The sequence below is a fragment of the Croceivirga sp. ABH4_376 genome (genome assembly GCF_056160685.1).
Genome location: NZ_JBSWXQ010000006.1, coordinates 46,238 through 70,248 on the forward strand (window position 1 = coordinate 46,238; position 24,011 = coordinate 70,248).

The following is a 24,011-nucleotide window of genomic DNA, read 5'->3' on the forward strand; positions in this document are numbered from 1 at the left end:
TATAAACTATTAAATGGAATCTAGTTCATCTGCCTTTTTATACCCCCATTCTAAATAGGACTGCAGCTCAATTTTTTCTTTGTTCAAAGGTAAATCTTTTATCTGCAGTTCTTTGTGTTTAAGAAAAGAACGTATTTGGTTTGCTAAGGTATGTTGTTGAACCTGTTTTATAAGTGCTTCTAGCTTTGCTTGTTCTAGGGCAATTGCTTTTTCTTGTTCTTCTCTTTGAATCCGGGCTAATTCTTCTTCTTTTCTGCGCGCTTCGTGATACTTTTTTTTCTCAATATCTTCTAAAGCCTTAAGCTCAAAGTAAGCTATTATGTTTGCCAATTTATCTTCGATTTTGACTGTCTTAGAGTCTGTCCATTCCTTTCTAAACAAGTCATCCAAAACAAAAACAAGCTTCCCTGTTGGTTCATAGTCATACGTAGTCCAATTATAATTGTCTTTCTTTGGAATTTTAATACTAGATTCTCTTAACCTTATGGGATAAACTTGTTCATATACTATGGCTTTAGTACCGTTATAATTACTATATTTTTGGTTTGTCCTAACAACAATTTTGTGACCTCTGGCTTTAAACCCTTTAATCAAGGTATTTAAAAAAATTAAGCTACGGTTTAAGCATTTTTTAGACACGCTAATAGAAAAAAAGTCTTCGGAAGTAGTAATTTGACTTTGATGGGTATTACCGTACTTTTTATAGTTCAATAAAAAATTTCGTTTAGCTCCAATGAGTAATGGGTTTACATTTCTTAGTTGCTTTGGACAGCTTATTAAAGCTCCAAGTTCATTTTTAATACTTTTGGTTCTTTCTTGAATTGTTTTCATTACATTTTTTTGAATCCTAATAGGTCGATTACTTATTTGATATAATTGAGTATAAGAAATTGTATTTCTAAAGGTTCAAAAAAATAGTTATTTTAGACTTGTCTTAGATTAGACCTAAAATTGACCGTTTTTATTCCCCCAGAACAGACAACCAATCTATAATCAAAGTATTACTGAGTAATATCTTTGTTAAAGAGACCAAAATGACCAATAACTTAAACCAAAATCCTGAGCAAATAGCTCGTGATAAAATAGACGAAATGCTACGTGAAGCTGGATGGTTAGTTCAGTCTAAAAACAAAGTTGACTTATCTGCTGGAAAAGGTGTTGCAGTTCGTGAATACCAAACTGATGTTGGACCTGCCGATTATGTACTTTTCGTTGACCGAAAACCTGTCGGAATTATAGAAGCAAAACGAGAGGACGAAGGACACAGATTAACTGTTGTTGAGGAACAATCTTCAAACTATGCCAACGCAAAACTCAAATATTTAAATAACGACTCTTTACCTTTCGTGTATGAAAGTACCGGAACAATAACACGATTTACAGATTATCGTGACCCTAAACCACGAGGGAGAAATGTATTTAGTTTTCATAAACCTGAAACTATTGCGGAATGGTTGCGAAAAGATAAAAGTCTTCGTGAAAGATTATTGGCTATTCCAAAATTAGACGAAACAGGACTACGTCCTGCTCAAATTGTTGCGATTAATAATTTGGAGCATTCATTTAAAAAGAACAGACCAAAAGCCTTAATCCAAATGGCTACTGGTGCTGGTAAAACTTTTACAGCAGCTACATTTGTTTATCGTTTGCTAAAACACGCAGATGCAAAACGTATTATGTTTTTGGTTGACACCAAAAACCTTGGCGAACAAGCAGAACAAGAGTTTATGACCTTTCAGCCAAATGACGATAACCGAAAATTTACAGAATTGTACAATGTTCAGCGTTTATCATCAAGTTATATTGCTTCAGATAGTCAAGTTTGCATTTCTACCATTCAGCGCCTCTACTCTATTTTAAAAGGAGAAGAATTGGACGAAAGTGCTGAACTAGAAAATCCAAACGAAAATTCTTGGCTTCAAAACAAAATGTCAAAAAACAAGGCGGTTCCTGTTGAGTACACACCAAAAGTACCCATTGAACAATTTGATTTTATAGTCATTGACGAAGCTCACCGCTCTATTTATAATTTATGGAAACAAGTATTAGATTATTTCGATGCGTTTTTGATTGGCTTAACCGCAACACCAGACAAAAGAACCTTCGGTTTTTTTAATGAAAACGTAGTTAGCCAATATACGTATGAAGAATCTGTAACAGATGGTGTAAATGTTCCTTATGATGTGTACACGATTGAAACGGAGATTTCTCAAAAAGGAGAAACCATAAAAGCAGGTTGGTTTGTAGATAGACGAGACAAACTCACTCGTAAAAAACGTTGGCAACAAGAAGATGAAGACACCGAATACAAACGCAACGATTTAGATAAAAAAGTTGTCAATCCAAGTCAAATCCGTAACATCATTCGTGAATATAAACGAGCTTTAAAAACTACTATTTATCCAAATCGTATTGACGAAAATGGCGAATATGAAGTACCCAAAACATTAGTGTTTGCAAAAACAGATAGTCACGCAGATGATATTATCAAAATTATTCGAGAGGAATTTGACGAAGGCAACGACTTTTGTAAAAAAGTAACCTATAAAATAGACGAAGACCCAAAATCGGTATTAAATCGTTTTAGAAATTCATACTATCCAAGAATTGCTGTTACAGTAGATATGATTGCAACAGGAACAGACGTAAAACCTTTAGAGGTTTTACTGTTTATGCGAGATGTAAAAAGCATCAACTATTTTGAACAAATGAAAGGTCGTGGAACACGAACTATAAATAGTGATTCTTTGCAATTAGTAACTAAAACGGCTAAAACAAAAACACATTTCGTAATTGTAGATGCTGTGGGTGCAACAAAATCTAAAAAAACAGACAGCAGACCTTTAGAACGCAAACCGTCTGTGCCCATGAAAGATTTATTGGGAGCAGTAACAATGGGAGTTGCAGACGAAGATTTGTTTTTGTCTTTGGCTAACCGATTAATCCGTTTAGAGAAACAAATTACAGAAAAGGAAAAAGATAGATTATTGGATTTTTCTGGTGGAAAAAACTTAAAACAAATTACCAAAGAACTAATTACAGCTTTTGACCAAGACGAAATTGAAACGAAAGCACAAATTGAAATTGACAAAATTCCTGTTCAAGACCAAACACCTGCTTTAATCGAAGATGCAAAAAAGAATGCTCAAGAACAATTGATTTTAGAAGCAAGTAAAACGTTTAATGGAGAGTTGAATGATTATTTAGATAATGTTCGTAAACAATACGAACAAATTATTGATAGCGTAAACATAGACACGGTTATAAAAAGCGAATGGGAAACCACTTCTGTTGATAAAGCAACTAAAATTGTAAAAGATTTTACCGAATATTTAGAAGCAAACAAAGACGAAATTAAAGCGTTGAGTATTTTTTACAATCAACCCTACAATCGTAGAGACATCACATTTAAAATGATAAAAGACGTGATGGAAAAGCTGCAATTAGAAAAACCGCTATTAGCACCAGATTATGTTTGGGATGCTTATACACAATTAGAAGAAGTAAAAAGTCAACAACCTAAAGATGAATTAACAGCTTTGGTTTCTTTGATACGAAGAGTTTGTGGCATAGACAAAGAACTAAAAGCCTTTGACAAAGCCATAGACGAAAATTTTAAAAACTGGATGTTTAAACAAAACGCAGGACAACACAATCGTTTTACACCAGAACAATTAGATTGGTTGCGAATGATAAAAGACCATGTTGTTAGTAGTTACCATATAGAAATAGACGATTTAGATTATACGCCTTTTGATGCCAAAGGCGGAAAAGGAAAAATGTATCAGCTTTTTGGTAAGGAAATGAATGAGATTATTAACGAACTCAATGAAGTATTAGCGGCATAGTAATGGGTTACACATCTTATTTATTAGAAAAGTTTGATTTTACTCATGAGAATAAATTCTTTCGCCTTTTAGACGAAGAATTTCGCTTAGCATTTAATGACCATGACGATGACCATGTTCTTGTAGGGAATTTAAGTGTTGGCGGACATTCCTTGGATGCGATTTTTATAAAAAGGGGGGCAATAATTGTTATTGACTTTAAAGACTACTCTGGCGAGTTAACGTTCTCTGAAAACGGGCCTTGGAGAATAACTAGGGATGATGGTGGAATACTATTTGTTGCTGGAGGAGCCCATTCTAGAAATCCATATCAACAAGTCAATGCTTATAGATTTGCATTGTTCCAGTTTCTTAGTGAGAATGAGCAAACAATTTTGGAGGCAAATCATTCAAATATTACTTGGGCACATACGAATGCAATGGTGTTGTTTCAAAGGGAAGTAAGGTTTAAGCAAAACTCAATTCCTCCTAAAATTCAAAGATATTTTCATATAACTCATTTTGATAGAGTTATTGATGATATTGAAGACATCTATAGCAATGGACTAAATTTTTCTGATGTTGAGATTCAAAATATTTTAAAAACTCTAAATATTAATAGCTCCAATCAATTTAAGTCAAATCAAGAGGATTTTGATAAGGATGAAGAATCAACCACTATTGATTCAAGTCGATTGGAAAGAATAATAGGATTAATCCCCGAGGTTGAACATGAAGATAACATAATCAAAGCTCTCGGATTCTATAACACGATGTTATCAATTGAAAGGTTGAACAATTCTAGTGTTTTAGACATTCACCATTACCCATTAAATTGGGGAGGTGTTACTACTAACAAGTATATTTTAAATCTTGAGGATAACACTAGATTTTTAGACATTTATTTACAAAACAGTCAACAGCAATTTCCTAAGAATTTATTTTTCAGTATTAATCTTCTTTTTCAAGAATTGACTGTTCCTTTTTTTTATACCATTATTCAATTTTCCGATGTAGATAATCATAAGGCTATAGAAATGAACTTTGATGGGTTTGACCTTTACAGACCTGTATTAGAGGAATTGAACTTAACAGAGGATGTAATTGAAGAATTGTCTTCTTTGGTAAACGTTAAGTATTCATTGTCTGACAAAATTGAAGCGGTTAGGAATTATTTGGAAGTGCCACTAGAACTTGTGGATAGAATATCAGTAGGTTTAAGTAATGAGAGCTTATTTTCTGCACAACTACAATCAGAATTAAATCAATGGATTAGGAAAAAAAGAATACTGGATAACCCACCAGTGTTTAATGGGTTTGTAACCAATTCTAAAATCCAATATAAATGTGTAGAAGATAACGACCCTATAATACAAATAACTGAATTAAACAAAGCGCAAAAACAAGGAATCGCCTTATCCTTTCAACAACCTTTAACAGTGATTACTGGACCGCCAGGAACAGGAAAGAGTCAAGTAGTTGCTAACATTTTGGCAAATGCTACCTTAAAGGAACAAAAAGTACTATTTGCCAGTAAAAACAACAAAGCAGTTGATAATGTTCATCAAAGGATAAGCAATTTGCTAAACACCAATTATTTTTTACGATTAGGTTCTAACCACCACACTAACGCACTTTTGGATAATCTGAATGCGATTATCCAAAAAATACGAAATAATGATTATGAAGACCATTCAGGTTTGTTAAGAACTAAAAAGTTAGAATTAAAAAAAATAAAACAGGACAAGGAAGACATTCTTAATAACCTAGCTCATATCGATGTTTTAAATTCTGAGATTCCCAAATTAAAAGAGAGACTTCAGCAAGTTCAAAACACTTTTAGTGATTGGTTAGATAGCACAAACAAAGATGAGTTTCAATTATATGTAGCCAACAATTTAAGATTAAATGTTTCTAATTCTGAATTGAATTTATTGCTCAGAGTAGTTTCAAAATCCAAATCGAGTTTTTTAAATCGTACTGCATTTAATTTGTTTAAAAAAGGCAAAACTATTGAGAGCGTTGAAAAGCTTAATCAAAACCAACCATCTGAAATAAAATCATATATAGATGGTATAGCTCCAGTCTTTACATCGCAAGGTGATATTGTTGAAAGTTTATATTCAAATTTGGATTGCATTAAAACACAACTCGACAACCAAAAGGAATTGACTACTAGACATGAAAAGTTTACAAAGGAAATAAATTCACTTTCAGAAAAAATTGAAGACTCAAAAACTAAACTCTCGTACTTACAGGAAAATAAAGAAAACCTTAAAAAGTCTTTCCAAAACCTAACTGAACAAGAACCCTTGATAGGTATTGAAATTTTAAAGGCAACCATCAACGAAAGACTTAGAAAAGCAGATATTTCAGCAATAGAGGGCTATAAAGGTTTAGTTCAAAATGGAATACCATGGCAAAGAAATGAACAAATGGAATGTGCCAATATTACCAATAGTTTTTTGGAAATATTCAATACCATATCTATTACGAATCTTACAATAAAAAAAGGGTTTTTACAAGAATCAGGGATATTTGACCTACTAGTGATTGATGAAGCCTCGCAGTGCGATTTACCTTCTGCACTGCCGTTAATATATAGGGCCAAGCGTGTTGTAATTATAGGAGATTCTTTACAGTTGCCACATATTTCTTCTGTGAGGAAACATGAGCAAAAATTTGTCATTGACAGGCTTGGTCTGCCTGAAAAAGATTTTAATTATATTTCGGATTCACTGTTTGAAAAAGCAAAAACACTTAGTAACCTTTCATTATTGGAATCTGCTTTTTTGAATGAGCATTATAGATGTCACCCTAATATAGTTGGTTTCAGCAATCAATATTTTTATTTGCCAAAAGCGGGTCATAGTTTAAATATAAAAACCGACCCTAAAGATTTTACGCAGGGTACACCAGGGCTGAATTGGATAAATGTAACTGGTCAAATGGAGAACGGAAGAAATGAGAATAAACAAGAAGTACATCAATGTATTGGTCTAGCTATAAAATTAATGCAAGAATATCCTGAAGCATCCATTGGTGTGGCCACACCGTTTAGACACCAAAAGGAAGCTTTAATTACGGCTTTAAGAGATGTCAAGGGTGCTGAGAAAATAACATGCGATGTCATACACAATTTTCAGGGCGACGAAAAAGACATTATTATATTAAGTCTTGTTGTCACTACAAATTGTAGGGCGTCACTGCCTAGATTTCTAAACGAGACATCACCATTTTTGTTGAATGTTGCAGTAACACGAGCTAAGAGCGCACTATATATAGTAGGTAATAAGAGCTATTGTAGAAGATTGAGGTTGAACGGGCAAAACTCATTGCTCGCAAACTTGGCGAATTATGTGTCAGCCAACTAAAAGAAAGTAGCATGGGATTATTGGATTTATGGAACAAAACAAATAATGAGGGGGGCAACTCTCCACAATCAATCATTGAAAAGGCAATAACTCTAAATAAACCAATAAAAATTACTTATAAAAAATTCAATGGTGATGTAAGTTCTAGAGTGTTGAGTAATATTGCGTACAATAATTCTTTTGAAGGTGATGGTTTTTACAAAGACCATATAAAAGGGTTTTGTAGTCTTCGAGAAGAAGAGCGTACCTTTAAAATAGCTCGAATTATAAAAGCTTGTATAATAGAATAAATAGATTATAAAAAAGACTCACGTAGTGAGTAGTTACCATATAGAGATAGACGATTTAGATTATACACCTTTTGACGCTAAAGGCGGAAATGGAAAAATGCACCAATTATTTGGTAACCTAATGAATGACATTATTAACGAACTCAATGAAGTACTAGCAGCATAATGAGGAAAGATTGGATAGAAGTAATTTCATCTGAAATATTAGATATTAGAGACGGAACCCACGAAACACCGAAATATATTCAAGATGAAGTACACCCTCTTGTAACTTCTAAAAATTTAAAACAAGGAGTATTAGACTTAACAAACGTAAAATATATTTCTGAAGAAGATTTTATTGAAATAAATAAAAGGTCAAAGGTTGATATTGGAGATGTACTTTTTGCAATGATAGGTACAATTGGAAATCCAGTTGTAATTAAAAAAGAACCACATTATTCAATAAAGAATGTTGGTCTTTTTAAAAATAGATTTAAAGTTATAGAGTCAAACCTTTTAGCTTATTTTTTAGACTCTACTACTTTTTATCATCAACTTCAAAAGAAACAATTTTTAAAAGGTACAACTCAAAAATTTATCCCTTTAGGGCATTTACGTAAAATTGAACTTCCTCTTCCACCTGTAGTCGAACAAAAAGCCATCGTCAAAAAAATAGAAGAACTATTTAGCAGTTTAGATAGCGGAATTGCAGACCTAAAAAAAGCACAAGACCAACTCAAAATTTACAGGCAAGCTGTGTTGAAAAAGGCTTTTGAGGGATATAGAGAAAGTACTACTGTTGGAGAACTATTTGATTTTGTTGGAGGAGGAACACCAAGTAAACGAGAAACAAAATATTGGAACGGAAAAATCCCTTGGGCTTCTGTAAAAGATATTAAAGGTGATTTTCTAAGTTGCACTCAAGATTTTATAACCGAAGAAGGACTTAAAAATAGTTCTGCTAATCTTGCGAAAAAAAACGAAATAATTTTAATAACCAGAATTTCACCTGGGAAAAGTATAATTTCTGAAATTGATACAGCAATTAATCAAGATTTAAAAGTCGTAAAGCCAAAGTTTGAAACTTTCAATAAGTTCATTCATTATCTGTTTAAGTCCACAGAAAGAAAAGTTGTTAAACTATCAAGTGGAACAACCGTTAAGGGAATTAATTTAAATAATCTTAAATCAATTGAAATTCCCAAAATTGAATTAAAGGAACAACACCAAATCGTTAGCGAAATAGAAAGTCGTTTATCGGTTTGTGATAAAGTAGAAAAAGACTTAGTAGACAGTTTAGAAAAAGCCCAAGCCTTACGCCAAAGCATTCTTAAAAAAGCATTTGAAGGTAAATTGTTAAGTGAAGAAGAAATTGCTAAATGCAAAGCAGATGCAGCTTACGAACCTGCGAGTGTGTTATTGGAGCGAATTAAAAAGGAGAAAAATGGATAAAAAAATTCAGAGATTAATTGATGGTGCCAGCGAATTAGCAAAACATTTTAAAAGCGAAGATGAATATTATTGGATATTTCCAAGGGATTATATAGAAAGTAACAGCTACTTAAAATCTTTCCTTGAGGATAATAATAATACTGAAGTACTGTCTTTGTTTAAGAAAGATTATCCTCAATTAAAACCGTATTTAGAGAATTATAAAGCTCCTTTGGTTAAAATTACAGATGAGGAATTTATGATACATGATTCGGTTCGGTATATTTTGTATAACTATTGTGTGTTTGTTTTATCTAAAGACCTTAAGCAATATTGTACTAATGTGCGTAGTGCAACTGGACTTAAACATGAGGACAGTTCAAACAACAGATTTTCTTACGCATACCATGACGAGTTTGTCTTTAGTGAAATTTTTCTCAAAAATATTGAAAATCCTTGGGCAATAAGCAATTTAATATCGAGAAGTTTTTATATAAAGAGTTTTTTAGGTGGTCGTAATTACATAAACCTTGACCATATTGAACTTCTATTAAAACGTTCTGATGAAAATTATGATTATTCCAAATTAAAACTATAATGACAGACTCAAGTATAATATCAAAAATATGGAACCTTGCCAACGTATTGCGTGATGATGGTGTTGGTTATGGAGATTACTTAGAACAAATTACCTACCTGCTATTCCTTAAAATGGCAGATGAGCTTAATAAGCCGCCCTATAATAAAGGCTTGGTTTTTCCTAAACTAAAAGATGTAGAAGGCAACGAAGTTGAGGATGCAGAGGTTGCGAACTGGGAAACCTTATCCAGCAAGCGCGGTGCAGAACTGGAAGCCTTTTACAGCCAGTTGTTGCGTACACTTTCCACAGAAAAAGGAACATTAGGACAGATTTTCACCAAAAGCCAGAATAAAATACAAGACCCTGCAAAATTGCTCAAAGTCATCAATCTCATTGATAAAGAAGATTGGTCACTAATGGGAGCAGATATAAAAGGTAAAATCTATGAAGGTCTTTTAGAGAAAAACGCAGAAGATACCAAAAGTGGTGCTGGGCAATATTTTACCCCTAGAGCTTTAATTAAAACAATGGTAGCTTGTGTAAAGCCAAAACCAATGAAAACCATTGTGGACCCAGCGTGTGGTACCGGTGGTTTTTTTTTAGCAGCTTACGATTGGATTGTAGATAACAACAAGCTTGATAGAGAAGAAAAAGAGTTTTTAAAGAACAAAACCTTTCACGGAAATGAAATTGTAGCCAATACACGTAGAATGTGCTTAATGAATATGTATTTGCACAACATTGGAGAAATAGACGGAGAATCGTTTATAAATCCAAATGATGCGTTAATTTCAGATGATGGCGAACGTTATGATTATGTTTTAGCAAATCCGCCATTTGGTAAAAAAAGCAGTATGACGTTTACCAACGAACAAGGTGAAATTGTAAAAGAAGATTTAAGCTACAATCGTCAAGATTTTTGGGAAACAACTTCCAACAAGCAATTAAACTTCTTGCAACATATAAAAACACAATTAAAAATAAACGGAGAAGCAGCTGTTGTGCTTCCGGACAATGTTTTATTTGAAGGTGGCGCAGGTGAAGAGGTTAGAAAACAACTATTAAAAACCACAGAATTACATACCATTCTTAGATTACCTACGGGTATCTTTTATGCTCAAGGTGTCAAGGCAAATGTGCTGTTTTTCAATAACAAACCAGCAAGTAAAGAAGCGTGGACTAAAGATATTTGGTTTTATGATTACAGGACAAACGTACATCACACGCCAAAGAAAAGCCCAATGCGGCAAGAGCATTTGTCTGAATTTATAGAACTCTACAATGGGAGTAATATTAGCAAACGAAAAGAAACTTGGAGCGAGGAAAATGAAGATGGTAGATGGCGAAAATACACCTATGATGAAATCATTGCACGAGACAAAACCAGTTTGGATATTTTTTGGTTAAAAGACAAAAGTTTAACCGATTTAGATAATCTACCAGACCCAGATATTTTAGCCAATGAAATCATTATAAACATAGAATCTGGACTAAATAGTTTTAAAGAAATAATGGAAATAATAGGAGGGGAAAGTTAACTTCTTCTTTTTATATGTATTACAATAACAAATCCATCAAATCAATGAAAATGGAACGTGGATTAATTGATTAAATGTTAATTGAAGAAAAAAACTAACAAAAGCTAAAAAGCCTTAAGTGGCTTCTTAGTAAAACCTTGAAATGTTTGAAAAAAGATTTCTTGGGGATTGAGTAATATAAAAATCAAAGAATAAGTGATAGAACAAGCCAAAGGTAATCAGCTAAGAACCCTATATAATCAAAATTTACAAAATTTTCAAAGAATTAAGTATAATATCAAGGATGTTAGTCTCCACGGTCCATTTCTTTGTTCTCCTAAAGAAAATTACTTTAAAGCGCAGACCAAAATTCTTGTTGTTGGCCAGGAAACGAAAGGTTGGCCTAATTTGGACATTGGTATTGAAGGATTAATGCATACTTATCAAAAATTCAATTTAGGAGAAAAATATATGGCCTCCCCATTCTGGTCATTTATTAGAAAATTGGAGCTTCAATTTGATATGCCTAAATTTTCTTGTGCCTGGACTAATATTAATAAATACGATATTAACGAGGGTCGTCCGCAAGGCATATACGAACTAGAAATTTCGACAGTAGATTCAATCTTGATTTCAGAGATTGATATCTTAAACCCGGACATATGTATTTTTCTGGTGGGCCCAGATTTTAATTTTAGATTGAAGAAAACCTTCCTGGATATTGAATTCGAGGAAATAATGGGTTGGAAACAGCGACAATTCGTTAAATTGAAACACCCTAGCTTGCCAGAAAAATCATACCGCACATATCACCCAAAATATTTGAAATTAAGTAAAATGGAAGGGCCTATTCTAGAAAAGATTTTTGATTTAAGTTTTTAATAGTTCAAAATAAATAGGTCTAATCGAAGGTTTTGAGGGATGCTATACTTTAAAAATTTGTAACTAGTATTTTTAATGGTAGAGTATTATAACAACAAATCCACCAAATCATCTCCTTCAATTTTCCCTTCTATTTCTAAAAAGCTACTGCATTTTATGTTGTACCCCGCTTTATTAAGTGTAATACATTTGTTGTGCCAGTCTTTAAACTCAGATTTGTCTGGGTATACGAGTATACGGTATTGCTTTAGCGGTTGTAGCAAACTTTCTTTAAGGTTAACCTTGGCTCCAGTAGCCATCCATACGTAATTGGGTAATAAAATACTTAGTATCACTGCAGTTTTTTCAGATTCAACTATACAAATTTTAGCATCTATAGATAGTTCATTCAAGAGATGTAAACCAAATAAACATTGTTTTAAATTGAAGTTTTGAAATTGTATTACGCGGTGCATCCATGTAATACATGTCTTGGGTTTTTTTATGCGTTTGCCGGTATTGGCATTATAAAGCATTGCTTTGCCGGTTCTTATTTGGAAACTTTTATCTATTTGCCAAAATATTACACATCCCCACCACTTGTATCCTGTGCCTAAGTAATATCTTTCAATAGCTTGTATTACATCTTCTTCCTTAAAATGAGATAATAGATATTGAACAAAATTGTTGTTATCATAATTGGTACAGTAGTTTGCTATTGCATCATCTGAAATTACACTGTACTTTTTTGTTGTTACCATAGGTAATCCGTTGGTAATTGTTTTATTGCCTCTGGGTAAAACAAAATATCCGCACTTACTTTCCCTGTCACATCTACCATACATGGACTGCAAATACTCTTTTGATTCAATATCTATGAATCTTACAAACCTTTTTTTATGACAATTTGGGCAATAGAATTTTTTGCTAGATGTATCTAGTGTATACTTATAATTCATTTAAGTTAGTTTTGATTCGTACTTCGTACCTACTTGTACCTTGGTACGAGGTACGAGTTTTTTAATAGGGAATTATGGCAGGTTTTCTAATAAGTAATTTAGTGCGTCAGAAATAGAATAATCAATCTTCCTTCGATTGTCTTTTTTAATTTTAATAGGGGTAAATTCTTTTTGTAACATGTAATACAATTTAGAAAGCTCTTCTTTTGGAAGGGCTTTTGCAATTGCGTATACATGAGAGGCATCCATTTTATTAGATGTTACAAGCTTTTCTTCTCTTTCTTATGGCTCCCTCAGAAACGCCTAAATGCTCTGCTATCTTAACGTTAGATAAGCCTTTTGCTATGAGGTTCATCATTTCAGCATCTCTAGCATCTAATTCATTAGAACGTTTTTTTAAATGCTCATGTTCAGCTCCGTATTCTAAAAAATTGAAACCCAAAAAGTTTGTTTCTTTTTGTATTCTACATACAATAACATTATCACCATGATACAACTGTTCTGTATTACGTTGCTTAATTTGTTTTAAATACCTAACAGAGGGTTCAGTACAAGAAGAACCGATAGCAAATGCACTATCACAAAAGTTGATTAGCATTTTGCTACCTGCTAAATCATTTTTACTAATAGGCATAGTGGCATCACGCTTTGGTGTATGGGCTAAAACTAATATGGAAATATTTTTCTCTTTGGTAAGTGTTTTTAATTCCTTCATTAAATTAAGAGCATTCTTTGCCTTTTCATTATCGTTGTTTAGATAAGTAAGATTATCGATGATTAAGACTTCTGTGTTTTCAATATTAATTTGATTCCTAAGCTGGTGAATAAGCATGTCTTCCATGCTTTTAAATTCTTTAGGAAGCTCTATGAATGGGTTTAATTCAGCTCTTTTAAAATTAGAATGAAAATGATAATGGTATTTATAATTATCAGAGTATCGCTTTTCAAATTGCTTATCGGTAAGTTCAAAGTCTAAGTATAAAACATTTTTGGCAAGACAGGTGATTTTAAACCCCTCTATGGCAACCCCAGAACTTATACTTTCTGCAATTTGAACCGCTAATATGGATTTACCAACATTGGTGTCCGCATAAAGAATTCCCAATTCATTTTCATACCAAAACTCACTAAACAACATATTGGGGATAGGCCTTTTTTTAGCTAAGTCAATCCACTTATTGACCGGTTTAATTATTAGACATTGAGTGGTTAAGTAAGCAATCTCTTTGTTAGGAGTGTTGTACTCTATATCTCTTTCAAGTTTTTGTAATAATTTATTGTCCATAGCTAAAAGAATTATTGGTTTATTTTGATTAATTCCTTTAAAAGGATGGAATAGTCTAAACTGTTTTGATGGTTAGGCTTTGTAAATTGAAATTCTACTGATTCGTCATTACTCACAAAAAGTGCCCGGTTATAATCATTTAAAACTTTAAGAAGTTCCTTTTTTAAGGGTAAAGAGATATTATCTAACTCTAGTAATCTTTCAATACAATACTTCTCAGTCTGAAAATAGTTTTTACCAATTTTTGAACTCGGAAAAATAAGTTTATCGGTAACCGCTATGAGTAAACACAGAAGGTCTTTGTAAGTTGTTAAAGGATTGTGAGTATTTACAGGAGTTGCATCGCAAGTAACTATTATTTTTTGTAGAGAGTGGGGGTCAACAAAATCATCATCATCGTCAACATAATAATCCTCATCAATAGTACTGATGTTGGGAGTATTGTTTTTAGAGAACCTAGAATTATGATTTTCGATGTAATCCTTAATAATATTTCTTGCTAGTTCAGAAACTGTAATATTCTGCTCTTTGGCAATCGCATTAAGATTTTCTTTTAAATGCGTACTTATTCTTGTGTTTAAAATTACTGTCATTACTTTTAATTTTTAATGACCGCAAGATTTCTATATTACACGAATAAAGTATCTCTTAATTTATCTCCCAATATCTCTGAACATCTCTGAAAATCACGTTAGCCTATATGTATAAAGGGATTAAGGTTGGTTGATTTTGGATTTAAAATATTTTATGAATTAAATTTTTCCCATCTACCTTTAATCTCTTCTACTCTTTTAAGGTGTGCTTTGTTCTCTATCCCGAAATTTTGAAGGGTATTTAAATGATTAATTTTGGTTTTTTTAAAACCAAAAAAAGCTTCAATATAGTTTAGAAATCCCTGTTGATTAGTATATACTAGTTTAGGTTCAAAATGGAATAAGAAATAATAGATACTGTCAATATGAGAAGAAAATTTATCGTTCTTATTTTCTTCTAAATACTCATGTGTAAATTCAAAACTTTCATATTCCCTAAAAACGTCTTCATACTCTTTAAATAATTTAAATAATGTTGGGTCTTTAAGATTATGATTATTTTTAAAGAGTCTATATTTCTTGTTTATCCATAAAAGTATTTCTAAATGTTTATGAAAATTTAATATTTCCCTTAAAAAATGTTCATCAACAAAATCAATTAGAATTGAATCTGTATTACCGTTTAAATATGAGATGACAAAATCTTCATTGGTGCCAATTTTTTGGGTAAGTTCAAAACGATAATCATCTATATTTTTGAGTGGATTGTCTAACTTATGTTTGTTTAAAGGACAGGCGTGTTCATAGTGATTTTTTGAAATTTCTAGAGCTCTATCTTTTTTTTGTTTATCAGATATAAAGAATAATTCAGATTCAATTTTATCAGTCTCACTTTTAATAGCTAAATCTACATGAACTCTATATTCTGAAACAATATAGTCATAGACTTCTCTAAGTACTTTTTCGTTGAATCTGATAGATTGATTTTCTATTCCAAAATAAGCTGTGACCTCAACCTCTTTATCTTTTTTAGAAGCTACTAGAGGTTTTAAATTTAATTTGTTCCTAACTATCCCAATATTATTGTTCTTAATCCTGGTAAGGTAATCTTCATGGTTTCCCTTGTCTAAAGGTTTTGATTTAAAAAATCCGTGAAATTTGTGTTCCATTTATCTTAATAAATTTGAATAATCTTCTGGTATTTCTGCATCAATACCTCTTAAATATTTTTCTAAGGCACTCATGGAAGAATGTCCTGTTATCAACATTAATTTGCTTTTAGTTTCATAAGGACTTAAGGTTTTTCTGAACTCTTTGTAAAGCTTACTAACATATGTATGCCTAAAGGCATATAGCGCATATTCACTCTCTAAATTAAAATGATCCTTTACAACTTTTTTAAATCGTTTGGTGAAGTAGTCTGATCGGCTCATTTCTTTGACATCCCATGCTTTACCATATCCGTATCTTGTAAACAAATAGGCGTCTTTTGGAAAATTAGAAAGATTTGGTAACTGCTCAATAAGGATATCAGGAAGCCTTTTAATTTTAAAATTCTCGCTTTTTGTTTGGACACTTAGGGTTTTATTTTCTATATCTATGTTTCCAACTTTTAACCTACAGATTTCTATTGGCCTTAGATAATTATAACATATAAATTGAATAAACAGTTTTAGCATTGGATCATGTTCTTCCAAATATTTATCAATTTTTTGTTCAAGTGATTTAGGAAATGCTTGGAATTTTTTAGACTTGTGTTTGAGTTTGGGTATATCTGCAACAAAATTATTGGTTATTAATTCGTTTGTTTCAAATACTTTGAATAAGCTATTAATGTCACTTCTTGCATTGTTGTAACCTCCTTTATTATTGTTCTTGCTTAGAACAAAATTTAAATGTTCAATTATAGTTTTTCTGGTTATAATTGAAAGATTTTCTTTGTCTACGTCATATTGCTCTGACAGCCATTTAAGTAAGATATTTATACGACTTTTATATCTGATGAAACTGTTAGCACTCATCATGGATTTTTTTATGTCTAAACCAAAGTCAAAGGCTTCTTTAATAGATACTTGATTCTCTATAATGGTGGGTTCCTCTGCCATTTCAACATCAGTTTGATTAGGCATTTTACTGTTTGGAGCTATAGCTTGGCTTGACGTAGTTTTCTTAGGAAAAGAAAGATATTCTTCTTTGATATATTCTTTAAGATTAGAGTTGTCTTTGTAGGGATTATAGCCTTTATACAGAAGTATTGAAAGAGCATCTCTTAGCATCTTAAGGATTTGCATTCTAGACTTCATCTCCTTCATGCGATTCGCTCCTCCAAAAATTGGGTTCTGTTTCTTTAATCTACCATTTTCGGGATTTCGAAAAGAGTAGTATACATACCAACGCTTAGAAAGTGCAAACTCTTTTTCTTTTTTGGATAACTTGGACCATTCTGAAATTTTAACGCCTCCAGTGTAGATTTTAGGCTCAGAATAGTTCAATTTCATAGATAAAACGTATTCGTTTTCGTATACGTTTTGTAAAAGTAAGGAAATCTTGGACATAAAAAAACGGTTCGTGTGTATACGAACCGTTGTTTCTGTTGGCCTTAGCCTTAGTAGCGGGGACTGGACTCGAACCAGCGACCTTCGGGTTATGAGCCCGACGAGCTACCTACTGCTCTACCCCGCGATATATGTTTATTATTGCTCGCGTAGCAACTAAATTGTCATTTTAAACCAATTCAAGAACGTATCTTTTTGCGAATCGGATGGCAAATATACAACCCTTTTTAGATTACACCAAATTAACTTTAGCCCTTTTTAATAATTTCAATAATCCTAAGGTTATGTTCTACTTTCTAAGTTTACGATTTCTTCGCTATCTCCTGTATAATAAAGACCTCTCCAATAGAGCTGATTAAACCCATCAAATTTCCAAACCACTTCTAAAGTTGGTGTAACTTCCCAATAACCATAATCGCCTTCACAAATTAGGGTGTTCCCATTAGGCAAGCGTACTGCCCCACTTACCCTACCATAAAACAAATCTGGATGGGTAAAATCAAAAATTAATGAAGGTGGTAAATCTAAATTGGTACCGTCTATAGCGGGCAATCTAAATTCCATGGCTCTAGATTGCTCTTCACTATTGTTGTTATTGTAAATTAAAAGACTAAGTTCATTACCGGTTTTTATAAAACTAGGATGGTGATTAAAATTTAAAGTAGATGCGGCGTTATTATCACCATATACTTTTTCATTACCAAAACGGTACAATAAACTCCCTCCTTTATTAAATTGACCGCCTTCTTCTGTTGCGGCTTCTGTAGTTGTAGTGCTATGGTCTATAAACCATACTTCACTATAAAAATTAGCACTTAAGGCTATGAGGTCTAGTTCTGGGTAATAGGCTATACCATTAAAATGAATTAAGTCGCCAAGGGCTACAAACTCATGTACATTATTATTGGCGTAAGCAATGTTGATTTTGTTTTTATTGGTTGCTGGTACTCCAAAGTTTGGTAAGCTGGCATCAAAATCTTGTACAATATGGTCCCAACTTTTCCACTCCCAGACAACACTGTTGTCTTCTTTATTTATTTCTACAACTTTCTCCATGAAAACGTCACCTGTGTTGTTTAAGCCAACCGCCTTTGCTTCTGCATTAGAAACCCTATACCATACCAAGACCAATAGGTTGCCATTGGGCAATTGTGTAAAATCATGATGGGCAATTTCGTTATCATTGGCTATCGTATATTCCCAAATAACAGTACCATCTGGTTCTATCTCTCTTAAAATACCACTCTGCCCACCAAAACTAACGGGACTATTTTCTCCTCTAAACAAGCCAATTAGGTTACCTTCTTTTGTTAATTCGGCATCTTGCCCTAGAGAAAGTTCAAAATTCCATTCGTGTTTTATTTGTCCATAATGGTCCATTAAAAAACAGCGCTTACCACCGTTTTCAATAGCAAACACGTAACCAGAAGTATCTATCAAATCTTCGTTTAAGAGAACAATGTTGTCAGAAATTTCAGGATTGGTGTCTATGGAGCTAAAATTAGCGGTAACCTCAGAGTCTTGGTTTAGGACAAGAGTATATTCTGGATTGCTACCATTTGCATCTCCTTCCCAAAAATCAAAGGCATAACCTTGTTCTGGGGTGGCAATTAGAGTAAGCGTACTGCCTGCATTGAATGTTCCGGATTCTAGGTTTACCGTTCCCCCATCAGAACTATTAACGGTTAAAGTGTACGTTATTTCCTGTGGATTATCGTCATCTCTTTTGCAAGAAAATAGACTAATAAGAATAGCTAAAATGAAGGTATAGGTTAATACTCGCATTGTTGGGTCTTTATTTTAAAGTTAGTTAATTGCCTCGTATAGGCTATAAGTAGTTAGGTATTTACAATGCTTACAAAATTGCTAATAATGCTTACCTTCACACCCTATGGATAAACTTAATAATTTTTTAGCAGAAGCCATTTCTTTTACAGAGTGGCCTATGTTTATTTTATTGATAGGAGGCGGATTGTTTTTGGTGGTGTACTCGCGCTTTTTACCGTACCGTTACTTTAAACATGCCTTAGATATTACAAAGGGTAAATATGACGATAAAAATGCTCAAGGCGATGTAAGTTCCTTGCAAGCCTTATCTGCCGCGGTAGCCGCAACAGTAGGTTTGGGTAATATTTCTGGAGTGGCTATTGCCATACACGACGGTGGGCCGGGAGTTGTTTTTTGGATTTGGGTTACGGCCATCATTGGTATGTGCATTAAGTTTTATTCTTGTAGCTTATCCATAATGTTCAGGGGGCGAGATTCTGAAGGAAATTTACAAGGCGGCCCAATGTTTTATATTACCCAAGGGCTAGGGATAAAAGCCAAGCCTTTAGCGGTATTTTTTAGTATTGCCGGTCTGTTTGGTTTTTTGGGTGTGTTCACGGCAAATCAATTTACGGAAACCTTTATGGGTGTTGTGGAGCCGAATGAAACAATCGCTGCTTTTGGCGACTTTAATTGGAAGCTGGGTATTGGTTTTGCCCTAGCTATAATTTCCTCTTTTGTCATTTTTGGCGGACTTAAAAATATAGCTAAAGTGGCTACCGCAATTGTTCCTTTTATGGTGATGGTTTATTTGTTAGCTGTTATTGGCGTTATGGTAACCAATGCTGGTCAAATTCTACCTTCCTTAAAATTAATTATTACAGAGGCTTGGAATTTTAAAACGGTAGTTACGGGTGGTTTTTGGGGTCTAATTATTTTAGGGGTTCGCCGCGCTATGTTTTCTAATGAAGCTGGTCTGGGTAGTGCGCCAATGTACCACGGTCAATCTAAGAATAATGAGCCAATACGTGAAGGTCTGGTGGCCATGTTAGGGCCATTTATAGACACCATTTTGGTCTGTACGTTTACCGCTGTGGTTTTAATATTGAGTGGGGCTTATTTACAAGATGGTAGTGGTATTGTTATGACGTTGAATGCCTTTAATGCAGCCTTGGGTAGTTGGGGCGGTATACTGTTAATGGTCATTGTATCTGCTTTTGCTATTTCAACATTATTCACCTATTCCTATTATGGGGTTAAGAGTTTATCGTATTTAACCAACGCAAAAATTGGCAAATGGTACAATGTTTATTTTGTGGTGATGATTGTCTTTGCGGCAGTAGCATCTTTAGATTTGGTTAAGAACTTAATAGACCTTTCCTACGCTTTAATGGTAATACCCAATATGATTGCCGTACTTTTGTTAGCGCCTAAAGTAAATAAAGAGGCCAAAATCTATTTTCAGAAGTTAAAGAGTGAGCACAGATAATTTTGAGCACGAGTTTTTTGGTATTGGCATCCAGAATGGTAAGACGCCGGAAAATTTGGGTGTTTTATGGCGAACCGCTCAAAATTTAGGGGCAAGTTTTATTTTTACTATTGGTAATAGATATGCCAAACAGGCTTGTGATACCCACCATGCGGTCAAGGCGATGCCTTATTTTCATTATGATACTTTTGAAGATTTTTATAAGAATCTACCAAAAGGGGCAGAATTGGTTGGGGTAGAAATGAAGGAAAACGCTGTGGCTTTAGAGACCTTTACACATCCAAGAAGGTGTGTATATCTATTGGGTGCAGAAGACCACGGATTAAGTAGGGTGGCGTGTGATAAAGCACATCACTTAATACAATTTAAGTCGATTAAAAGTTTAAATGTAGCCGTTGCGGGGAGTATTGTAATGTACGATAGAAATTTACCTAAACCCCGTATGCACAAAAGGTAAAATTTATGGGAGCACATAAATCTGGTTTTGTAAATATTATAGGTAACCCAAACGTGGGTAAATCTACCTTAATGAATGCCTTTGTAGGCGAAAAATTATCAATAATCACCTCTAAAGCACAAACTACGCGTCACCGTATATTTGGTATTGTAAATGGGGATGATTTTCAGGTAGTGATATCAGATACACCTGGTATCATAAAGCCAGCTTATGAGCTCCAAACCAGCATGATGGATTTTGTAAAGTCCGCCTTTGAAGATGCAGATGTACTCTTGTATTTGGTAGAAATTGGCGAAAAGGGACTTAAAGACGAAGCTTTTTTTCAAAAGATTCAGAACAGCAAGATTCCGGTTCTATTGCTTTTAAATAAAATTGACACTTCGGAACAGGGTGTTTTAGAAGAACAAATTCAATATTGGCAAGATTTGTTGCCAAGAGCAGAGATTCACCCCATTTCGGCACTCCAGAATTTTAATGTTCGTGAAGTATTTGAGCGTATTTTGGAGCTTTTACCAGAAGGCCCGGCCTATTACCCTAAAGATCAAATAACAGATAAGCCAGAACGTTTTTTTGTTAATGAAACTATCCGGGAAAAAATCTTATTGCATTACAAAAAAGAAATTCCGTATGCGGTAGAAGTAGAGACAGAAGAATTTTTAGAAGATGAAGATATTATTCGCATCCGTTCTATTATTATGGTAGAGCGCGATAGTCAAAAAGGCATTATAATAGGGCATAAAGGAAACGCGCTAAAAAGAGTAGGGGTAGAAGCAAGAAAAGATTTAGAGCTGTTTTTTGATAAACAAGTACATATAGAAATCTACGTAAAAGTGAATAAAAACTGGCGTAGCAATAGCAATCAGCTAAAGCGTTTTGGTTACCAACAGAAATAATTCCCTATGTTGTATTTGAAAATTTAGGTAATTAATCGAAAAGTATTTTTTTAATACGCGTTGTACAATCATTTGATTATCTTTACACATCGATGAAATGCAAATTGCATCGATGAATTGCAAAACCCCCGCTATGAAAAATATAATTATTATTGGTGCATCTGGCCAAGGCAGTGTTGTTTTGGATTGCATTAAAAGTGAAGGAAAATATAATCCTATAGGATTTGTAGATTCTTATAAGAAAAAAGGTACGTATTTATCTGACTATCCCATTTTAGGAACGGAGTTTGATATTCCAAAACTTATTTCTGAATACGATCTTATAGGAGGAATAGTTGCAATAGGAGACAATTGGACTCGGAGCTTAATAGTTGAAAGAATAGTAAAGATTTATCCCAACTTCAACTTTATAACTACCATTCATTCCAGCGCAATTATTTCAGATAATGTTTTTATTGGAAGAGGAGTAGCCATTATGCCAGGTGCTATTGTAAATTCTGGTTCAGAAGTAGGCGACTTTTGCTTTTTAAACACTAAATCTTCTTTAGATCATGATAGTACAATGGGCTTGTACTCTAGTTTGGCTCCTAACGTAAATACGGGAGGAAAGTTAATTTTAGGAGATTTTTCTGTTGTTTGTATTGGTACAAATATTATAGAAAATATTGAGATTGGGGAGCATACAGTGGTTGGTGCAGGCTCTCTAGTTCTTGATCATTTACCGGATAGAGTAGTTGCTTATGGTTCGCCTGCAAAAATCAGAAGAATAAGGGAAATTGGAGAACCTTACTTAGGTAGGACTGCAAAATCTAGTAATGTAGATTTTGAATTTTTAAAGTAAACGTAAAGAGGTTGCCAACAGAAATAAAACGGGCCGGTAGTTTTTTACCGGCCCATTTCAATCAACATCAATCAAAAAACGATTATTTTACAGGAGTAAACTCAATTTTTTGTCCACCCACTGAGGCGTCCGCCATTAATCCTGCTTTTGGTAAAGCAAATACGGCTACGCCATCTTTATATTTTGCGTTGTAGGCAATTCCAGATTTTACCGCTACGGCAGAGGCTTCCGCCGCAAACTGAAAATTATCTTCTTTAAATTCAGCTAAATCTTCTTCCGTTTCAAAAAAGATAACCTCAATAATGGCTTGTCCACCAGCTTGTAAACCAATATTTAGTTTCTTTAGATTGGCATAACCAGCAATTCCATCGTTCTCATAAACCACACCATTACCAGAAGCACCACCAATTATAAAACCACCTTTACCTACATTCGGGAATATTACATAACCAGCAGCGTTTTCAAAGAACGCTTCTAGCCCTTGATCTTGCTTTAAAAGTGTTTTTTTGGCCTTGTGGGCATCAACTATTAATTTTTCTTCCTTTTTATCTTGGGCAGAAAGTGTAGTTGTGCTTACTAAAACTACTGCCAATACAATTGATTTTAAGATTTTCATAGGTTCTATTATTTGTTTAAAAGATATACGTATGGGAATTGAAGCCTAGTCGTTAAAGCCCTGTTAGATTTAGCTAAGATTTTGTTATAAGTTGTAAAAGCTTAAAATATAAGGTGTGCGATAATTTCTAATCTTATCCTGGTTGTTATTAGGATTTTGAAGAATGCTTTGTAATTAAAAAAACTTGTTTTAAAAAGCTACTTATATGATGTCTGTTGAGGTATCTTGTACAGACCTACTTTTTTAATTCATCCAGTAATAGACCCATATACAATTTTAATTGGTCCAATTGTGGTTTTGCTTTTTGCCTGCCCAATCTACCAAAAACATAAAGGGTAATCCATATTAAAATTAAAGCTGCCATACCCATTAACCATGGAGTAATATTGTGTCCAAGGGTATGTTTGCTATAGGCAAAAATCCCTATTACTATAAATAGGGTAGCTATTCCAAAATGTAAAAACATAAAAAAGGTCCATAAAGTAGGGTTTGGGCCAAAAACACCACAAATTATGGTAGTTTCGGGTTTAAACGACATAAGTTCTAAATGCAATTGTGGAGTCCAAAAATTGCTATCTTCTTTTTTAAACTTTATATAAACATGTTCGTCCAATCTGTTTATAACAAATGGAGGCCTGTCTAAATTGTCCAAATGCTTAAGGACCAAATCCATTGGTTTGTTCAGGGTAAATTTGAAACGTGGACGTAGAATTATTTCTTCTGTTAATGAACTCATTGGTTAAGTTTAACTAAC

22 protein-coding genes and 1 tRNA gene are annotated in these 24,011 nt (G+C 33.4%); 12 read left to right on the top strand and 11 right to left on the bottom strand.

From position 1 onward, the window contains the following. Positions 1-9: 9 nt before the first annotated feature. A complete protein-coding gene (locus ACXAGS_RS12955; protein WP_474907295.1) occupies positions 10-831 on the bottom strand; it encodes a hypothetical protein in 822 nt (273 codons plus the stop codon). Between the two features lie 203 nt (positions 832-1,034). Between ACXAGS_RS12955 and ACXAGS_RS12960 the strand changes: the two genes are divergently transcribed. The 8 genes from ACXAGS_RS12960 to ACXAGS_RS12995 all read left to right on the top strand — a co-directional run bounded on the left by ACXAGS_RS12960 (position 1,035) and on the right by ACXAGS_RS12995 (position 11,883). Further along, entirely contained in the window at positions 1,035-3,848 is a 2,814-nt protein-coding gene (locus ACXAGS_RS12960) for a type I restriction endonuclease subunit R (RefSeq protein WP_474907296.1), read from the top strand. Positions 3,849-3,850: 2 nt separating this feature from the next. Continuing rightward, entirely contained in the window at positions 3,851-7,201 is a 3,351-nt protein-coding gene (locus ACXAGS_RS12965; RefSeq protein ID WP_474907298.1) for an AAA domain-containing protein, read from the top strand. Positions 7,202-7,212: 11 nt separating this feature from the next. Next, complete coding sequence (locus ACXAGS_RS12970) at positions 7,213-7,491, top strand: hypothetical protein (protein WP_474907300.1); 279 nt, start codon at positions 7,213-7,215, stop codon at positions 7,489-7,491. 25 nt (positions 7,492-7,516) lie between these two features. After that, positions 7,517-7,657 (top strand): type I restriction-modification enzyme R subunit C-terminal domain-containing protein, encoded by a 141-nt coding sequence (locus ACXAGS_RS12975; RefSeq protein ID WP_474907302.1) that lies wholly within the window; start codon positions 7,517-7,519, stop codon positions 7,655-7,657. Further along, the gene (locus ACXAGS_RS12980; protein ID WP_474907303.1) at positions 7,657-8,925 is read left to right on the top strand and encodes a restriction endonuclease subunit S; all 1,269 of its coding nucleotides are present in this window, start codon (positions 7,657-7,659) and stop codon (positions 8,923-8,925) included. The genes ACXAGS_RS12975 and ACXAGS_RS12980 overlap by 1 nt, the downstream gene beginning before the upstream one ends. Further along, positions 8,918-9,502, top strand: a complete 585-nt coding sequence (locus ACXAGS_RS12985; RefSeq protein ID WP_474907306.1) for a hypothetical protein — start codon at positions 8,918-8,920, stop codon at positions 9,500-9,502. The genes ACXAGS_RS12980 and ACXAGS_RS12985 overlap by 8 nt, the downstream gene beginning before the upstream one ends. Next, a complete protein-coding gene (locus ACXAGS_RS12990; RefSeq protein WP_474907308.1) occupies positions 9,502-11,022 on the top strand; it encodes a class I SAM-dependent DNA methyltransferase in 1,521 nt (506 codons plus the stop codon). Before ACXAGS_RS12985 ends, ACXAGS_RS12990 begins: the two co-directional genes overlap by 1 nt. Positions 11,023-11,217: 195 nt before the next feature. Beyond that, positions 11,218-11,883: a uracil-DNA glycosylase family protein gene (locus ACXAGS_RS12995; RefSeq protein WP_474907309.1), complete on the top strand. Its 666-nt coding sequence runs from the start codon at positions 11,218-11,220 to the stop codon at positions 11,881-11,883. Between the two features lie 86 nt (positions 11,884-11,969). On the opposite strand, the gene ACXAGS_RS13000 is transcribed toward ACXAGS_RS12995, so the two are convergent. The 8 genes from ACXAGS_RS13000 to ACXAGS_RS13035 form a co-directional block, all read right to left on the bottom strand. Further along, positions 11,970-12,821, bottom strand: a complete 852-nt coding sequence (locus ACXAGS_RS13000) for a DUF6371 domain-containing protein (RefSeq protein WP_474907311.1) — start codon at positions 12,819-12,821, stop codon at positions 11,970-11,972. A gap of 72 nt (positions 12,822-12,893) precedes the next feature. Continuing rightward, positions 12,894-13,070 carry a hypothetical protein gene (locus ACXAGS_RS13005; protein WP_474907312.1) on the bottom strand — a complete coding sequence of 59 codons (177 nt, stop codon included), beginning with the start codon at positions 13,068-13,070 and terminating at the stop codon, positions 12,894-12,896. Positions 13,071-13,074: 4 nt separating this feature from the next. Continuing rightward, a complete protein-coding gene (locus tag ACXAGS_RS13010; RefSeq protein WP_474907314.1) occupies positions 13,075-14,106 on the bottom strand; it encodes an AAA family ATPase in 1,032 nt (343 codons plus the stop codon). Positions 14,107-14,117: 11 nt separating this feature from the next. Then, the gene (locus ACXAGS_RS13015; protein WP_474907316.1) at positions 14,118-14,699 is read right to left on the bottom strand and encodes a hypothetical protein; all 582 of its coding nucleotides are present in this window, start codon (positions 14,697-14,699) and stop codon (positions 14,118-14,120) included. Between the two features lie 152 nt (positions 14,700-14,851). Continuing rightward, entirely contained in the window at positions 14,852-15,808 is a 957-nt protein-coding gene (locus ACXAGS_RS13020) for a hypothetical protein (protein ID WP_474907317.1), read from the bottom strand. Beyond that, positions 15,809-17,137 (bottom strand): tyrosine-type recombinase/integrase, encoded by a 1,329-nt coding sequence (locus ACXAGS_RS13025; protein WP_474907318.1) that lies wholly within the window; start codon positions 17,135-17,137, stop codon positions 15,809-15,811. Positions 17,138-17,248: 111 nt separating this feature from the next. Next, positions 17,249-17,321: transfer RNA gene (locus ACXAGS_RS13030), tRNA-Met, on the bottom strand. A gap of 155 nt (positions 17,322-17,476) precedes the next feature. Continuing rightward, positions 17,477-18,979 (bottom strand): aryl-sulfate sulfotransferase, encoded by a 1,503-nt coding sequence (locus ACXAGS_RS13035; protein ID WP_474907320.1) that lies wholly within the window; start codon positions 18,977-18,979, stop codon positions 17,477-17,479. A 106-nt stretch (positions 18,980-19,085) separates the two neighbouring features. Between ACXAGS_RS13035 and ACXAGS_RS13040 the strand changes: the two genes are divergently transcribed. The 4 genes from ACXAGS_RS13040 to ACXAGS_RS13055 all read left to right on the top strand — a co-directional run bounded on the left by ACXAGS_RS13040 (position 19,086) and on the right by ACXAGS_RS13055 (position 22,641). Continuing rightward, positions 19,086-20,450, top strand: a complete 1,365-nt coding sequence (locus tag ACXAGS_RS13040) for an alanine/glycine:cation symporter family protein (protein ID WP_474907321.1) — start codon at positions 19,086-19,088, stop codon at positions 20,448-20,450. After that, positions 20,437-20,907: an RNA methyltransferase gene (locus ACXAGS_RS13045; RefSeq protein ID WP_474907323.1), complete on the top strand. Its 471-nt coding sequence runs from the start codon at positions 20,437-20,439 to the stop codon at positions 20,905-20,907. The genes ACXAGS_RS13040 and ACXAGS_RS13045 overlap by 14 nt, the downstream gene beginning before the upstream one ends. Positions 20,908-20,912: 5 nt before the next feature. Then, positions 20,913-21,800: a GTPase Era gene (gene era / locus ACXAGS_RS13050; RefSeq protein ID WP_474907325.1), complete on the top strand. Its 888-nt coding sequence runs from the start codon at positions 20,913-20,915 to the stop codon at positions 21,798-21,800. A 133-nt stretch (positions 21,801-21,933) separates the two neighbouring features. Next, positions 21,934-22,641, top strand: a complete 708-nt coding sequence (locus ACXAGS_RS13055; protein ID WP_474907327.1) for an acetyltransferase — start codon at positions 21,934-21,936, stop codon at positions 22,639-22,641. An 82-nt stretch (positions 22,642-22,723) separates the two neighbouring features. On the opposite strand, the gene ACXAGS_RS13060 is transcribed toward ACXAGS_RS13055, so the two are convergent. After that, the gene (locus ACXAGS_RS13060; RefSeq protein ID WP_474907329.1) at positions 22,724-23,257 is read right to left on the bottom strand and encodes a lipid-binding SYLF domain-containing protein; all 534 of its coding nucleotides are present in this window, start codon (positions 23,255-23,257) and stop codon (positions 22,724-22,726) included. Positions 23,258-23,492: 235 nt separating this feature from the next. Beyond that, positions 23,493-23,993 carry a GTP-binding protein gene (locus tag ACXAGS_RS13065; RefSeq protein WP_474907331.1) on the bottom strand — a complete coding sequence of 167 codons (501 nt, stop codon included), beginning with the start codon at positions 23,991-23,993 and terminating at the stop codon, positions 23,493-23,495. Between the last annotated feature and the right edge of the window lie 18 nt (positions 23,994-24,011).

Coding starts and splice junctions, on each gene's coding strand:
- ACXAGS_RS12955 (WP_474907295.1), bottom strand. CDS start 831: ATGAAAACAATTCAAGAAAGAACCAAAAGTATTAAAAATGAACTTGGA.
- ACXAGS_RS12960 (WP_474907296.1), top strand. CDS start 1,035: ATGACCAATAACTTAAACCAAAATCCTGAGCAAATAGCTCGTGATAAA.
- ACXAGS_RS12965 (WP_474907298.1), top strand. CDS start 3,851: ATGGGTTACACATCTTATTTATTAGAAAAGTTTGATTTTACTCATGAG.
- ACXAGS_RS12970 (WP_474907300.1), top strand. CDS start 7,213: ATGGGATTATTGGATTTATGGAACAAAACAAATAATGAGGGGGGCAAC.
- ACXAGS_RS12980 (WP_474907303.1), top strand. CDS start 7,657: ATGAGGAAAGATTGGATAGAAGTAATTTCATCTGAAATATTAGATATT.
- ACXAGS_RS12985 (WP_474907306.1), top strand. CDS start 8,918: ATGGATAAAAAAATTCAGAGATTAATTGATGGTGCCAGCGAATTAGCA.
- ACXAGS_RS12990 (WP_474907308.1), top strand. CDS start 9,502: ATGACAGACTCAAGTATAATATCAAAAATATGGAACCTTGCCAACGTA.
- ACXAGS_RS13000 (WP_474907311.1), bottom strand. CDS start 12,821: ATGAATTATAAGTATACACTAGATACATCTAGCAAAAAATTCTATTGC.
- ACXAGS_RS13005 (WP_474907312.1), bottom strand. CDS start 13,070: ATGGATGCCTCTCATGTATACGCAATTGCAAAAGCCCTTCCAAAAGAA.
- ACXAGS_RS13010 (WP_474907314.1), bottom strand. CDS start 14,106: ATGGACAATAAATTATTACAAAAACTTGAAAGAGATATAGAGTACAAC.
- ACXAGS_RS13015 (WP_474907316.1), bottom strand. CDS start 14,699: ATGACAGTAATTTTAAACACAAGAATAAGTACGCATTTAAAAGAAAAT.
- ACXAGS_RS13020 (WP_474907317.1), bottom strand. CDS start 15,808: ATGGAACACAAATTTCACGGATTTTTTAAATCAAAACCTTTAGACAAG.
- ACXAGS_RS13025 (WP_474907318.1), bottom strand. CDS start 17,137: ATGAAATTGAACTATTCTGAGCCTAAAATCTACACTGGAGGCGTTAAA.
- ACXAGS_RS13035 (WP_474907320.1), bottom strand. CDS start 18,979: ATGCGAGTATTAACCTATACCTTCATTTTAGCTATTCTTATTAGTCTA.
- ACXAGS_RS13040 (WP_474907321.1), top strand. CDS start 19,086: ATGGATAAACTTAATAATTTTTTAGCAGAAGCCATTTCTTTTACAGAG.
- era (WP_474907325.1), top strand. CDS start 20,913: ATGGGAGCACATAAATCTGGTTTTGTAAATATTATAGGTAACCCAAAC.
- ACXAGS_RS13055 (WP_474907327.1), top strand. CDS start 21,934: ATGAAAAATATAATTATTATTGGTGCATCTGGCCAAGGCAGTGTTGTT.
- ACXAGS_RS13060 (WP_474907329.1), bottom strand. CDS start 23,257: ATGAAAATCTTAAAATCAATTGTATTGGCAGTAGTTTTAGTAAGCACA.
- ACXAGS_RS13065 (WP_474907331.1), bottom strand. CDS start 23,993: ATGAGTTCATTAACAGAAGAAATAATTCTACGTCCACGTTTCAAATTT.